This window comes from Blautia sp. TM10-2 (assembly GCF_003480845.1).
Classification (GTDB): domain Bacteria; phylum Bacillota; class Clostridia; order Lachnospirales; family Lachnospiraceae; genus Fusicatenibacter; species Fusicatenibacter saccharivorans.
Map to the genome: position 1 here is coordinate 169,446 of NZ_QUJZ01000005.1, position 14,307 is coordinate 183,752.

Sequence of the window (14,307 nt, forward strand, 5' to 3'; positions counted from 1 at the left end):
TTTTTCAGAAATGATATGGTAAGATAGGTACATATTTGGATGAAGGAGTAAGGACATATGATCGATCAGTTTCGGACGGTTTACCGGGGTGGAACCGGGGAAATCGTGGAGAAGAAATCACGTTTTATTGCGACGGTGCGTCTGGTGGAATCTGAGGAGGAGGCACTTTCCTGCCTGGAAGCTCTGCGGAAAAAATACTGGGATGCGCGGCATAACTGTTTTGTGTATATTATTGGAGAAAATCAGGAGACGGTGCGCTGCAGCGACGACGGGGAGCCTTCCGGCACGGCAGGGCGGCCGATGCTCGATGTGGTACAGGGAGCAGGCCTCCGCAATGTGCTTGTTGTGGTGACGCGGTATTTCGGCGGTACGCTGCTGGGAACGGGCGGCCTGGTGCGCGCGTACTCGCAGGCGGTGCAGGAGGGGCTGGCAAACAGTGTTCTGATTGACGAGATCTGCGGCGTGCGGCTGTTGATTGAGACGGATTACAACGGCATCGGTAAAATCCAGTATCTGCTCGGCCAGCGGGGGATTCCGATTCTGGAATCCGAGTACACCGATCAGGTGAAAATCCGCGTTCTCGTTCCGAAAACGGAGGTGGACCGTCTCTGCGCGGAGATTACCGAGGGGACGAACGGAAAGGCAAAACTGGAAAAAGAAGAGGAGCTGTACTTTGCGCAGAACGACGGAGAGCTGATCTTCGGGGATGCGCTGACGCAGTATAAGAATCTGGAGGCAGAAGAATTAGGATAAAGGAGGATGCGACATGAGGTTTCCGGAAAATCTGAAAAAGGGCGGAACGATCGGCTTTGTGGCACCATCGTTTGGATGCACAACAGAGCCATACAAGTCCGCGTTTGCAAATGCACAGAAAAAATGGAAAGAGATGGGATATCAGCTGGATCTTGGGCCAAACTGCTATGCAGAGCACGGCATCGGAATCAGCGCGGCACCGGAGGAGTGCGGAAAAGAGCTGACGGAATATTATGTCAGTGAGAAGAATGACTGTCTGATTTCCTGCGGCGGCGGAGAGCTGATGTGCGAGGATCTCGATTACGTGGATTTTGAAAAGATCAGAAAGGCACCGGCGAAATGGTATCTCGGCTATTCTGACAATACGCATTTTACGTATCTTCTGCCGACCATCTGCGATACGGCGGCTGTTTATGGTCCGTGTGCGAGTGATTTCGGCATGGAGCCGTGGCATAAATCCGTAGCGGATGCGTTTGGCGTACTGACGGGAGAAGTGCGTACTGTCCGCGGCTATGAGGGATGGGAAAGAGACGATGCGAAGGGCAGAAGCGAGGAAAATCCGTATCTGCCGTACCAGATTACAGAACCGCGCGTTCTGCGCCGCTTCCCGGATGCGGACAGTGCATTTGAGGGACGACTCATCGGCGGCTGTCTCGACTGTCTCGTCAATATTCTTGGAACGAAGTACGACGGAACGGTTGATTTTGTGGAAAAATATAAAGAGGACGGTTTTGTCTGGTTTCTGGAAGCGTGCGATCTGAACGTCTTTGCGATCCGCCGCGCAATCTGGCAGATGGAGCACGCCGGCTGGTTCCAATATGTGAAAGGCTTTCTGATTGGCCGCCCGCTGCAGTTCGGACAGAAATTCGGGGAACTCGACCAGTACCGCGCCGTGACGGATCTGCTTGGAAAATACAACGTGCCGATCGTGATGGATCTCGACATCGGACACCTTCATCCGGCGATGCCGCTGATCGTCGGAAGTTATGCGAAGGTGGCCGTGGAAGGAAATGAGATTGAAATTAAGATGGAGTGCCGTTAGAACGCTTTTGAAAAATATTTTCTCGAGCGGCAGGGCAGAGCCTGTGGGAAAATGTCTGCGCGCGTAGAAGAACTATCGGCGCATCCGGCAGATGCCGCGGAGCTTTTTGACATCGAGAATCGTGACCGTGCCGCGGGAGAGTGCGACGATGCCGTCTTTCTCGAACGACTTTAAGGTGCGGGAAACGACCTCTCTGGCACTGCCGAGGTTCCGCGCGATCTGTTCGTGCGTGGTGGAGAGCACCGGGGAACCGGTGCGGATGCGTTCATCCTCGAGATATCCGGCAAGGCGCTGGTCAAGCCGCGTAAAGAGGAGCTGGCCCATCGCCCACATGACTTCGGAAAAATGCTCCGTTGTTTCCCGGTAAATGTAGTTTTCAACGTAAATATTCTGATTCAACAGTCTGCGGAACGTGCTGGCCGGAGTGATGAGAACTTTCGTCTCCTCCTCGGCCTCAATCAGAATATCAAAGCTGATTTCCTGCATCGCACAGGAGGCAGACAGCGTGCAGACTTCGCCGGGAACGGTGGTAAACAGGGTAATTTCCCGCTGCTCGCCGGACTGGATAAAGATGCGGAGCTTGCCGGAGAGGACAAGCAGAACGCCGAGACAGTCATCGTCGCAGCTGTAGAGAAAATCGCCGCGCTGATACGTCGTCAGGACGGAAGAGAGCACGAGTGTCTGCTGTTCATCGGCGGTAAGCTTTGAATAAAATGGATAATGCTCCTGAAAACAGGATTCCAGAAAAGATGACATAAATAAAACTCCTTTCGGAAGAAGAACGTTCTTTTGTAAACTACGGCAGCAGCCGTTTCTTCCATGATAGAAAAGAACAGAAAGAAATGCAAGAAAAAACGTATCGGTTTTTGTGCCGATACGTTTTTTCTTGCATTTCCAATATTACGCTGTTTATTTTACAGAGTTAATCAGTTCTTCCAGCTCCTCATAGGAAACGGCGCCGACGTTTTTCTTTACGAGCTCGCCGTTTTTGAAGAAAGCGAGGGTCGGAACGCTCATGACTTTAAAGGATCTTGCCAGCTCCGGTGCTTCGTCAACGTCTACTTTGTAGAACTGGATCTCCGGCATATCCTCAGCTGCCTCTTCGATGACCGGGGCGAGCATTTTGCACGGTCCGCACCAGGTAGCAAAGAAATCAACAACGGCAACGCCAGGTGCTGCCTGCAGAGCTTTTTCAAAGTTTTCGGATGTAACATGAATTAATGACATAATAGAAGTCCTCCTTTTTATTGTACGGGTAATTCCCGGTAAGTGTTTTCCTGTTATGTCTGTAGAATACCACAGCGGAACGGGAATTTCTGTGACTAAGTCACAAAACTATCTGGGTTCTTTTCCCTGGCGGAAACATTCGATCATTTCGCCGGTCAGGCTGATGAGATTTGGCGTTTCGGGCAGGGAACCGCGGTCAAACCATTCGGCAGTGGAGAGCTCGTCGCGGTCGAGGGTGATGGATGGATCGCCGTCTACATCGCAATAGAAGCCGGCAAGCAGCGAACCGCTGAAGGACCATGGCTGACTCTTATAGTATCTCAGATTTTTGACTTTCAATCCGACTTCCTCCATAACCTCGCGGTGCACCGTCTGTTCCAGTGTCTCGCCGACTTCTGTATAACCTGCGACGAGGGCATAGGAACGGTGGCTGCTGTGGGATGGCGCATACTTCGTGAGCAGCAGGCGGTCGCCATCAGTGATGGCGACAATGACGCTTGGGCAGATCACCGGATAGGAGAGTGCGCCGCAGGACGGGCACTGCATCGCACGTTCATTTCCGGGCGCGTGCATCTTGGTTCCGCAGCGGCCGCAGTAGGTGTGGTCTGTGTACCAGGTATGGATCTGGTAGCCGGTGATGCCGGCGAATCCGAGCCATCCCGGAACGGCGCGGCGCAGAATCAGTGTGTTTTCATATTTCCAGATATCAAATTCCGAAAGCTGCGGGCGGCGCAGTTCATAGTAATTGGTTTCGTCGATACGGAACAGAAATTTTGCTTTTTCCCGGATTTCCGGGAAAACAGGTGCAATTTCTGCAATCGAAGGATAGCGGATCTGCGGATCTTCAAAATTGCACAGAATTGTGTGATGACCGTAGATGAAAACGAGATCGGTATCGTTCGGTGTGGAAGGGTGGTAATCTACATAATATTTATGCGGAGCGATATCCTGAATCATAAGAACTCCTTTCCTTGGTAAAAAAGTTTTTGATAAAACAAAAAACCGAAATTCCTGTGAAGAAATTTCGGTAATAAAAAGAGCGCGAGACGGGATTCGAACCCGCGACCCCAACCTTGGCAAGGTTGTACTCCACCCCTGAGCCACTCGCGCATATACATCCTTTTGGATGAAGCGGGTGATGGGAATCGAACCCACGTATCCAGCTTGGAAGGCTGGTGTTCTACCATTGAACTACACCCGCAGATGATGGGCACTGATTTTTTTCTCTGTCTTGTTGACTGCCGTGCCTCACTGACAAAACGTATTCTACAGGAAAGCTGAGAAAAAGTCAACCCCTTTTTTGAAAAAAATTAAAAAATTTTCAAAACACTGAAAAAGGAGAAAATTCAGGGTGAAAGGGGCGTGAAAATGTCCGCAAAGATCAGCCTTGTTCCAGAACGGGAAATGTACTATAATAGAAAAACGGAAAAGCAAAAAAGGGGGAATTTCCCTATGCAGGAAAATGGAACAGAACTTCTGGTTTGCTGCACCGGTTGTCAGAGCTGTATGCCGTGCATGGTAAAAATCAACATCCCGGGTTTGTTTGCGCTTTACAACCGGACAGCGACGGAAGGCGTCGAAGCGGTTCGTGCAGAGTATGAGCGTCAGGACAAACGTGCCGATGACTGCATCAACTGTTATCGCTGTGAAAAGCAGTGCCCGCAGCACCTCGGGATCGGCATTCTGATGCAGGATATCGCGGAAACCTTCGGAGAATAGGAAAAAAGGAGCATCTGTGCAATTTAAAGAAGCATTCTAATCTTTCTATAAAATATTTTGGGAAAAACTGGACTTATCTGAAAAATTTGATATAATAGAAAGGTAGTGACAGGGAAATTTTATGCTAAAATCTGGAAAGAAGAGCCCTGTCAATTCTTATGGGAGGAAAAATACATGGATGCCATTGATTATAAGATTCTGAAGATATTGCAGAAAAATGCCCGCGAGACGGCTTCCAATATCAGCAAAGAGATTCATTTATCGGTTTCTGCAGTCATCGAGAGAATCCGTAAAATGGAAGAAACCGGAGTGATTAAAGAATACACCATTATTGTAGACGAAAAGAAAACGGGAAATGAGATGACCGCGCTGATGGAAGTCAGCCTGGAGCATCCGAAGTTCTTTGACAGTTTTGCAGATGCGATCCAGAAACTGGAGTACATCGTATCCTGCTATTATCAGACCGGAGATTTTGATTTGATTATCCGCATTTCCTGTCACTCATCCGACGAACTCGAAGAAATCCACCGCCAGGTGATGAGCCTTCCGGGCGTCGATGCGACAAGAACGCATGTAGTGCTGAAAAATGTAAAAAATATCTATTCCGCCATCCGCAGACCGGACAAATAAAAACCGGCATAGCCGGAATCTGATACGAGAGCGTGTCTGAAAATAATCCGAAAGAGTTTTCAGGCACGTTTTGGCGTCTCAGAAAAAGTACGGAAAGAAAGAAGGAAAAAAGTGAACAGATACTTACGCTGTTATGCAGAGATTTCACTCGAAGCGATCGGGCATAACATCAGAGAAGTGAAAAAAAGACTACCGGAGGGCGTGAAACTCCTTGGCGTTGTAAAAGCGAACGCCTACGGCCACGGTGCCGTTCCGGTAGCATCCTATCTGGAAAACCAGGTTGATTATTTTGCAACCGCAACCATCGAGGAGGCTGTCGAGCTCAGAGAAAACGGCATTTCCGCGCCGATCCTGATTCTCGGCTACGTGTCCCCGTCCCAGTACGGCGACCTTGTGGAATACGACATCACTCAGACGATCGACAGCTACGCACAGGCACTTGCCCTCGAAAAAGAGGCAGCACGCCAGAACCGGAAAGCAAAAGCACACCTCGCGGTCGATACCGGCATGACGCGGATCGGCTTCCAGGTGACAGAGCACGATGCGGATGAGGCGGCAAAAATCGCGGATCTTCCGCACATCGAGCTGGAAGGTATGTTTACGCATTTCTCCTGCGCCGATCAGGAAGACAAGACGTACTGTTCGATGCAGATGGAAAAATATGATAAGATGACGGCACTTTTAGCAGAGCGCGGCGTGACGATTCCGCTTCGCCATATCTGCAACTCCGCCGGAATCATGGAATTTGACGATCACCACTTTGAGATGGTGCGTTCCGGTATCATCACCTACGGCATTTACCCATCCGAGGAGGTAAAAAAAGAGCGCCTCGATCTGATCCCGGCGCTTTCATGGAAGAGCCATGTCATCCATGTGAAGGAAGTCGGCCCGGGCATCGGCGTCAGCTACGGTGCCACGTATGTGACCGAGAAACCGATGACACGGATCGCAACTGTTTCAGCCGGCTATGCAGACGGCTATCCGAGAGCTCTCTCGAACCAGGGCTGTGTGCTGATCCACGGGAAAAAAGCACCGATCATCGGAAGAATCTGTATGGATCAGATGATGGTGGACGTGACCGACATCCCGGATGTGCAGGTGGAGGACGTTGTAACGCTTGTCGGAACCGACGGGGATGAGACCATCACGATCGAAGAGATCGCCAACCCGGCGGCACGTTTCGATTACGAGATGCTCTGCGATATCAGCAGCCGTGTAACAAGGGTTTATAAATAGTTATCCAAAATAGAAAAATCAAAGTCTCCGAAGACGGAAAAAAGCAGAATCTGCTGACCGTTTCGGAGACTTTTTTGTGTTGGAACAGGTTTTCTGGATTATTTAACCGGTGCGGGTTGACAGGCGGTGCCGGAGTATGGTAGGATACCAATTAGTTTAGCGTAGTACAGTGATAACATGATCACGTAGAAAAGGAGAAGATTATTATGAAAAAGAAAATGGTTAGCATTTTGACAGCAGCCTTTTGTGTATCTGCCCTGCTGGCTGGCTGCGGCTTTGCAGACACAGCAAAAACATCCGCCTCATCAGCAGGAGCAGCATCCTCTTCCACAGACGGAACGACAACCTTTACCGTAGGCTTCGATGCAGAATACCCGCCGTACGGCTACATGGACGATGAGACCGGCGATTACACCGGATTTGACCTGGAGCTCGCCGAGGCAGTCTGCGAGATTTACGGCTGGAAGCTGGTAAAAACCCCGATCAACTGGGATGCGAAAGATACCGAGCTGAATTCTGGTGCGATTGACTGCATCTGGAACGGCTTTACCATGAACGGCAGAGAGGACGATTACACCTGGTCCGATCCGTACGTGGACAACAGCCAGGTGATGGTCGTATGTGAGAATTCCGGCATCAACAGCCTGTCCGATCTGGCAGGAAAGACGGTTGGTGTGCAGGCAGCATCCGCAGCACTCGATCTTTTACAGAGTGAGGAAGAAGGCGGTCAGAAAGAACTCGCCGATACTTTCGCCGCTCTGCAGCAGTTCCCGGATTACAACAATGCGTTTGTAGAGCTTCAGGCAGGTTCCATCGATGCGGTTGCCATGGATATCGGCGTTGCCAAATATCAGCTGGAAAGCCGCGGAGAAGGATACAAAATCCTCGACGAGTACCTGAACTCTGAGAAATATGCGATCGGATTCAAAAAAGGAAATACCGAGCTCTGCGATAAAGTAAACGAAGGCCTGCAGCAGGTTCTGGCCGACGGAACATTCGACAAGCTCGCAGAAAAATACGGAATCGCAGACATGGTGTGTCTGGAGAAAAAAGGAGAGTAAAGCAGCATGAAGTTGTCCATAATTCTATCACAGCTTAGTACCGGAATGGCGGGAACGATCTCGATATTTGTCCTGACGCTCGTATTTTCCCTGCCGCTCGGTCTGCTGATCGCCTTCGGGCGTATGTCGAAAAACCGGATTGTGAGCGGAATTTTCCGGCTCTATATCTCCCTGATGCGCGGCACGCCTCTGATGCTGCAGCTCATGGTGGTTTACTTCGGACCGTTCTATCTGTTCGGTATGAACATCGGAAAATGGCGCTTTCCGGCGATTATCACCGGATTTGCCTTAAACTACGGCGCCTATTTTGCAGAAATCTACCGCTCCGGCATCGTTTCGATGGATCGTGGACAGTACGAGGCAGCAAAGCTTCTTGGTTATTCGAAGGGACAGACGTTTGTCCGAATTATTCTGCCGCAGGTTGTGAAACGGATTCTGCCGGCGATCACCAATGAGGTGATTACGCTGGTCAAGGATACGTCGCTGGCCTTTTCCATTTCCTATGTGGAAATGTTCACGATCGCAAAACAGATCGCGGCGGCCAAGACCACGATGGTTCCGTTCGTCGCCGCTGGTATTTTCTACTACATCTTCAATTTTGTCGTGGCGTGGGTGATGGAACTTTTGGAAAAGAAATTTTCTTATTATCATTAACTATAGAAGAGAGCGGAAAACGATATGATTTATCTGGAAATGAACCATGTAAAAAAGAGCTTTGGGGATCTCGAAGTGTTAAAAGATATTTCCCTCAAAGTAGAAGAGGGCGAGGTGCTCTCGATCATCGGCCCGTCGGGATCGGGAAAATCGACGTTGCTGCGGTGTGCAGCGATGCTGGAGACGATGGATGGCGGTGACCTGACGTATCTTGGCGAGCAGGCAGTCACCATGCAAAATGGAAAATCCGTTTATGCAAAGCCGGCCGTGCTGCGGAAAATTCAGGAAAACTTTGGAATGGTATTCCAGAGCTTCCACCTGTTTCCACATTATGATGTGATGAAAAACCTCTGCGATGCGCCGATTCATGTGCAGAAACGCAACCGTGCGGAGGTGGAAGCACAGGCAGAAGAGCTGCTGCAGAAAATGGGACTCACAGGAAAAGAAAAGGCGTATCCGTGTCAGCTTTCCGGCGGTCAGTGTCAGAGGGTTGCGATTGCGCGTGCGCTGATGCTGAACCCGAAGGTGCTCTTTTTTGATGAGCCGACTTCGGCGCTCGACCCGGAGCTGACAGGCGAGGTGCTGAAGGTCATCAAATCCCTTGCGGAGATGAATATGACCATGGTGATCGTTACCCACGAGATGAATTTTGCCCGGGAGATTTCCAACCGCGTCATCTTTATGGACCAGGGCGTGATCGCCGTGGAGGGAACACCGGACGAAGTTTTCGATTCCGAAAATGCCAGAATGCAGGGCTTTTTGGGAAAATTTCGTGAGAAGTAACGACGTTGCACTTGCCTAAAAAAACAACATGCGTTATACTAGAGCGTGGTTGAAACGTATTTCAAACACGCTCTTTATACGTCCCATTCTGTTTTTGGGAATGAAAAAGAGCGGGGATAAAAGAGAAACCGAATACACATTTTGACAAGAAAAGGAGAATCGTGTCTATGAGCGGAACTGACAGATATGTAAGCCCTCTTTCCGAACGTTATGCAAGCAAGGAGATGCAGTACATCTTCTCCCCGGATATGAAATTCCGTACCTGGAGAAAGTTATGGATTGCGCTGGCTGAGACAGAAAAAGAACTGGGACTTTCTATTACAGATGAGCAGATCGAAGAACTGAAAGCAAATGCCGAGAACATCAACTACGATGTGGCAAAAGAAAGAGAGAAAGTCTGCCGTCATGACGTAATGTCCCATGTGTATGCCTACGGCGTACAGTGTCCGAAAGCAAAAGGAATCATCCATCTGGGAGCAACCAGCTGCTACGTAGGCGACAATACCGATATCATTGTCATGAACGAAGCCTTAAAGCTGGTGAAGAAAAAACTGGTGAACGTTATCGCTGAGCTGGCAAAATTTGCGGATACCTACAAAGACCAGCCGACCCTTGCCTTCACCCACTTCCAGCCGGCACAGCCGACCACCGTCGGAAAACGTGCAACCCTGTGGATGCAGGAGTTCTTAATGGATCTTGAAGATCTCGAGTACGTACAGAGCACCTTAAAGCTGCTCGGCTCCAAAGGAACAACAGGCACACAGGCAAGCTTTTTAGAGCTGTTCGACGGAGATCAGGAGACCATCGACAAGATCGATCCGATGATCGCTGAGAAAATGGGCTTCAAGAACTGCTATCCTGTTTCCGGACAGACGTATTCCAGAAAAGTCGATACGAGAGTATTAAACGTTCTGGCAGGCATTGCGGCAAGCGCAACAAAATTCTCCAACGACATCCGTCTTCTGCAGCACTTAAAAGAAGTTGAGGAGCCGTTCGAGAAAGGACAGATCGGATCTTCCGCCATGGCATACAAGAGAAATCCGATGAGAAGCGAGCGTATCGCATCCCTGTCCCGTTATGTGATCACCGATGCATTAAATCCGGCCATCACCTCTTCTGTACAGTGGTTTGAGAGAACCCTCGATGACTCTGCAAACAAGAGACTTTCCATTCCGGAAGGCTTCCTTGCCATCGACGGTATCCTGGATCTGTGCATGAACGTCGTAGACGGACTTGTGGTTTATCCAAAGGTTATCTTAAAACACATGATGGCAGAGCTTCCGTTTATGGCAACTGAGAATATCATGATGGATGCGGTAAAAGCAGGCGGCGACCGTCAGGAGCTGCATGAGAGAATCCGCGAGCTGTCCATGATCGCCGGAAAACATGTCAAAGAGGAAGGCCGCGACAATGATCTTCTGGATCTGATCGCAGCGGATGAGATGTTCCATCTGACCAAAGAAGAGCTGGAAAAGACGATGGATCCGTCCAAATACACAGGCCGCGCATCCGTACAGGTTGACGCATTCCTGAAGAACGTAGTTAATCCGGTGCTTGAGGCAAACAAAGAGGCACTTGGCATGACTGCAGAAATTAACGTCTGATGCGTTTGATAAACAGAAATAATAAAAAAACAAATTTTATAAGTAATAATAAGTTTTACTTATGAAGAAAACATGGTATACTATGCATGAACGGCCGAAACAAAGAGGCCGCAAGTATACGTTGAATTAGGAGGATGTCACATGATTAAGGCAGTAGTAGGAGCAAACTGGGGAGACGAGGGAAAAGGTAAGATTACCGATATGCTCGCAAAAGAGGCAGACATTATTGTCCGTTTCCAGGGTGGTGCGAATGCAGGCCATACCATTGTAAACAACTATGGAAAGTTTGCACTTCATACCCTTCCATCCGGCGTATTTTACAGCCACACAACAAGCGTAATCGGAAACGGTGTTGCACTCAACATTCCGGTTCTGATCAAAGAGTTAAATGAGATCGTTTCGAAGGGAGTGCCGGCACCGAAGATCAAAATTTCCGACCGTGCACAGATGGTAATGCCGTACCACATCCTGTTCGATCAGTATGAGGAAGAGCGTCTGGGCGGAAAATCCTTTGGTTCCACCAAATCCGGTATCGCTCCGTTCTACTCAGATAAATATGCAAAAATCGGTTTTCAGGTAAACGAGCTGTTCGACGATGAGCACCTGAAAGAGAAACTGAAATCCGTATGCGAGACCAAGAACATTCTGCTCGAGCATCTGTATCACAAACCGCAGTTAAATCCGGATGAGATCTATGCAGAGCTGATGGAATACAAAAAAATGGTTGAGCCATACGTATGCGATACTTCCGCATTCCTGTGGAACGCGATTCAGGAAGGCAAGGAGATCCTGCTTGAGGGTCAGCTTGGTTCCTTAAAAGACCCGGATCACGGAATTTACCCGATGGTAACTTCTTCTTCCACACTGGCCGGCTACGGCGCAGTAGGAGCAGGTGTTCCGCCATATGAAATCAAGAAAATCGTAACCGTATGCAAAGCTTACTCCAGTGCAGTAGGAGCAGGTGCTTTCGTTTCCGAGATCTTCGGCGATGAGGCAGATGAGCTCAGAAGACGCGGCGGAGACGGCGGAGAGTTCGGTGCAACGACAGGACGTCCGAGACGTATGGGATGGCTCGACTGTGTTGCTTCCCGCTACGGCTGCAGAATGCAGGGCACAACCGATGTAGCATTTACCGTACTTGACGTTCTCGGATATCTGGACGAGATTCCGGTTTGTGTAGCATACGAAGTAGACGGAAAAGAAATCCACGATTTCCCGAACACCAGCATTCTTGAGAAAGCAAAACCGGTTCTGAAAACCCTTCCGGGATGGAAATGCGATATCCGCGGCATCAAGAAATACGAGGATCTGCCGGAGAACTGCAGAAACTACATCGAGTTTGTAGAGAAAGAAATCGGATTCCCGATCACCATGATCTCCAACGGACCGGGAAGAGACGATATCATTTACCGCAATAAATAATTCAGGCGGTTTTTAGAGGATTTTTATGAAAAAAGCAGGACAGCTTCTCGCAGTTCTGACAGCGGCTTCCGTGCTGCTGTCGGGCTGTGAGAAGTTAAAAGATGTGACAACGACATCTGTCTATGTGAGCAAAAATGGTGTTGTGACAGAAGCCATTGTGGAAGATTACAGCAAAGACGATGATTACACGGAAGACGAACTGAAGGTCTTTGTGGAGGATGACATCAAAAAATTCACAGAGGAGCGCGGCGATGCGGATTCCGTGAAGCTGGAAAAATGCCAGATCAAAGAGGACAAGGTGGAGATCCGGATGGAATACGGAGATTACCAGTCCTACGCGGATTATCACGGAGCAGAATTTTTCGCAGGCACGCTGGATGAGGCAGAAGAAGCGGGATATGATTTTTCCGCTTCCTTTGTCGATTCTAAAGGCAATGAGGTTTCAGTCGAAGATGCGGTCAAAGGCGTTAAGCATGTACGCGTGATTGTCTGCGAGGAGCCGCTGGAAATCGTAACGGAAGATCCGGTGCTCTGCGTTTCCGGTACAGCCGTGATCAAAGGAAAAAACACGGTGGATACGGCCGGCGAGTGGACCACAAAGTCCACAGAGAGTGCTTCTGCGTCATCATCAGAGCAGACTAAGACAGAAGAAACAGAGCAGGAATATGAGCAGGACGTTCTTCTTGCCAGTCCTGTTATTGTTGTTTATGGTAAGTAAACAAATAAAATAGAGGAGTAACTAACTATGGAAAAGACAATGGACAAAATTGTGGCAGTAGCAAAATCCAGAGGTTTTGTATATCCGGGTTCCGAAATCTACGGCGGCCTGGCAAATACCTGGGATTACGGCCCGCTCGGTGTTGAGCTGAAAAACAACGTGAAAAAAGCATGGTGGCAGAAATTCGTGATGGAGAGCCCGCACAACGTAGGTGTTGACTGCGCGATCCTGATGAACCCGCAGACATGGGTAGCTTCCGGTCATCTCGGCGGATTTTCCGATCCTCTGATGGACTGTAAAGAGTGCCACGAGCGTTTCCGTGCAGACAAGCTGATCGAAGACTTCTGCGAGGAAAAAGGCATTGAAATCGAAGGCGGCAGTGTAGACGCATGGTCCCAGGAAGAGATGAAGAACTTCATCGAGGAGCATCAGATTTCGTGTCCGTCCTGCGGAAAACATAACTTTACCGATATCCGTCAGTTCAACCTGATGTTCAAAACCTTCCAGGGTGTTACAGAGGATGCGAAGAACACCGTATATCTTCGTCCGGAGACTGCACAGGGTATCTTCGTAAACTTCAAAAACGTACAGCGTACTTCCAGAAAGAAAATTCCGTTCGGAATCGGTCAGATCGGTAAATCTTTCCGTAACGAGATTACACCGGGTAACTTCACCTTCCGTACCCGTGAGTTCGAGCAGATGGAGCTGGAGTTCTTCTGCGAGCCTGGCACCGACCTTGACTGGTTCCAGTACTGGAGAGGCTTCTGCATCAACTGGCTGAAGAGCCTCGGCATGAAAGACGAAGAGATGCGTGCAAGAGACCATTCTCCGGAAGAGCTGTGCTTCTACAGCAAGGGAACAACCGATATCGAGTTCCTGTTCCCGTTCGGATGGGGCGAGCTGTGGGGAATCGCAGACCGTACCGATTACGACCTGACCCAGCATCAGAATGTATCCGGACAGGATATGACCTATTTCGATCCGGAGAAGAACGAGAAATACATCCCGTATGTTATCGAGCCGTCTCTTGGTGCTGACCGTGTCGTTCTGGCATTCCTGTGCAGCGCTTATGACGAGGAAGTTCTCGACGCAGAGAAGAATGATGTTCGTACTGTGATGCATTTCCATCCGGCACTGGCACCGGTAAAAATCGGTGTGCTTCCGCTTTCCAAGAAGCTGAACGAGGGCGCTGAGAAAGTCTTTGCAGAGCTGTCCAAGAAATACAACTGCGAGTTTGATGACCGTGGAAATATCGGAAAACGGTATCGCCGTCAGGATGAGATCGGTACTCCGTACTGCATCACCTACGACTTCGATTCCGAGACCGATGGTGCTGTTACCGTCCGTGACCGTGACACCATGGAGCAGGAGAGAATTAAAATTGAGGATCTCGATGCTTACTTTGCAGATAAATTTACTTTCTAATCTGGCTTTTTAGTCCGGAAAAAGAGTAGAAAA

The 14,307-nt window shown here is 49.4% G+C and carries 15 protein-coding genes and 2 tRNA genes; 12 read left to right on the forward strand and 5 right to left on the reverse strand.

The features are described from left to right. Positions 1 to 57: 57 nt before the first annotated feature. Positions 58 to 753 carry a YigZ family protein gene (locus tag DXD92_RS06695; protein WP_022463129.1) on the forward strand — a complete coding sequence of 232 codons (696 nt, stop codon included), beginning with the start codon at positions 58 to 60 and terminating at the stop codon, positions 751 to 753. A 13-nt stretch (positions 754 to 766) separates the two neighbouring features. Then, on the forward strand, positions 767 to 1,795 hold the full coding sequence (locus DXD92_RS06700) for a S66 family peptidase (RefSeq protein WP_117509660.1): 1,029 nt from the start codon (positions 767 to 769) through the stop codon (positions 1,793 to 1,795). A gap of 72 nt (positions 1,796 to 1,867) precedes the next feature. Here the strand turns inward: DXD92_RS06700 and DXD92_RS06705 are convergent, their stop codons facing one another. From DXD92_RS06705 to DXD92_RS06725, 5 genes are all read right to left on the reverse strand, one after another. Next, positions 1,868 to 2,551, reverse strand: coding sequence for a Crp/Fnr family transcriptional regulator (locus tag DXD92_RS06705; RefSeq protein WP_118640300.1), 684 nt, complete (start codon positions 2,549 to 2,551; stop codon positions 1,868 to 1,870). 153 nt (positions 2,552 to 2,704) lie between these two features. After that, positions 2,705 to 3,022 (reverse strand): thioredoxin, encoded by a 318-nt coding sequence (gene trxA, locus DXD92_RS06710; RefSeq protein WP_117509658.1) that lies wholly within the window; start codon positions 3,020 to 3,022, stop codon positions 2,705 to 2,707. 108 nt (positions 3,023 to 3,130) lie between these two features. Further along, complete coding sequence (nudC, locus tag DXD92_RS06715) at positions 3,131 to 3,979, reverse strand: NAD(+) diphosphatase (protein ID WP_055226996.1); 849 nt, start codon at positions 3,977 to 3,979, stop codon at positions 3,131 to 3,133. Between the two features lie 81 nt (positions 3,980 to 4,060). After that, positions 4,061 to 4,132, reverse strand: a tRNA-Gly gene (locus DXD92_RS06720). A gap of 20 nt (positions 4,133 to 4,152) precedes the next feature. Continuing rightward, positions 4,153 to 4,223, reverse strand: a tRNA-Gly gene (locus tag DXD92_RS06725). Positions 4,224 to 4,474: 251 nt separating this feature from the next. Between DXD92_RS06725 and DXD92_RS06730 the strand changes: the two genes are divergently transcribed. The 10 genes from DXD92_RS06730 to DXD92_RS06775 all read left to right on the forward strand — a co-directional run bounded on the left by DXD92_RS06730 (position 4,475) and on the right by DXD92_RS06775 (position 14,274). Next, positions 4,475 to 4,741 carry a 4Fe-4S dicluster domain-containing protein gene (locus DXD92_RS06730; protein WP_158554987.1) on the forward strand — a complete coding sequence of 89 codons (267 nt, stop codon included), beginning with the start codon at positions 4,475 to 4,477 and terminating at the stop codon, positions 4,739 to 4,741. A gap of 174 nt (positions 4,742 to 4,915) precedes the next feature. Next, entirely contained in the window at positions 4,916 to 5,371 is a 456-nt protein-coding gene (locus tag DXD92_RS06735) for an Lrp/AsnC family transcriptional regulator (RefSeq protein ID WP_022463135.1), read from the forward strand. A 111-nt stretch (positions 5,372 to 5,482) separates the two neighbouring features. After that, positions 5,483 to 6,607: an alanine racemase gene (alr, locus tag DXD92_RS06740; protein ID WP_055226992.1), complete on the forward strand. Its 1,125-nt coding sequence runs from the start codon at positions 5,483 to 5,485 to the stop codon at positions 6,605 to 6,607. A 206-nt stretch (positions 6,608 to 6,813) separates the two neighbouring features. Further along, positions 6,814 to 7,668, forward strand: a complete 855-nt coding sequence (locus DXD92_RS06745; RefSeq protein ID WP_118594609.1) for an amino acid ABC transporter substrate-binding protein — start codon at positions 6,814 to 6,816, stop codon at positions 7,666 to 7,668. Positions 7,669 to 7,674: 6 nt separating this feature from the next. Continuing rightward, on the forward strand, positions 7,675 to 8,322 hold the full coding sequence (locus DXD92_RS06750) for an amino acid ABC transporter permease (protein ID WP_055226988.1): 648 nt from the start codon (positions 7,675 to 7,677) through the stop codon (positions 8,320 to 8,322). A gap of 24 nt (positions 8,323 to 8,346) precedes the next feature. Then, positions 8,347 to 9,105 carry an amino acid ABC transporter ATP-binding protein gene (locus DXD92_RS06755; RefSeq protein WP_118640301.1) on the forward strand — a complete coding sequence of 253 codons (759 nt, stop codon included), beginning with the start codon at positions 8,347 to 8,349 and terminating at the stop codon, positions 9,103 to 9,105. A 167-nt stretch (positions 9,106 to 9,272) separates the two neighbouring features. Beyond that, positions 9,273 to 10,709 (forward strand): adenylosuccinate lyase, encoded by a 1,437-nt coding sequence (purB, locus tag DXD92_RS06760; protein ID WP_022463140.1) that lies wholly within the window; start codon positions 9,273 to 9,275, stop codon positions 10,707 to 10,709. Positions 10,710 to 10,850: 141 nt separating this feature from the next. Then, positions 10,851 to 12,131 (forward strand): adenylosuccinate synthase, encoded by a 1,281-nt coding sequence (locus DXD92_RS06765; protein WP_022463141.1) that lies wholly within the window; start codon positions 10,851 to 10,853, stop codon positions 12,129 to 12,131. 25 nt (positions 12,132 to 12,156) lie between these two features. After that, entirely contained in the window at positions 12,157 to 12,849 is a 693-nt protein-coding gene (locus tag DXD92_RS06770) for a hypothetical protein (protein WP_022463142.1), read from the forward strand. Between the two features lie 27 nt (positions 12,850 to 12,876). Then, positions 12,877 to 14,274 carry a glycine--tRNA ligase gene (locus tag DXD92_RS06775; RefSeq protein WP_118594611.1) on the forward strand — a complete coding sequence of 466 codons (1,398 nt, stop codon included), beginning with the start codon at positions 12,877 to 12,879 and terminating at the stop codon, positions 14,272 to 14,274. The last annotated feature ends 33 nt before the right edge of the window (positions 14,275 to 14,307 follow it).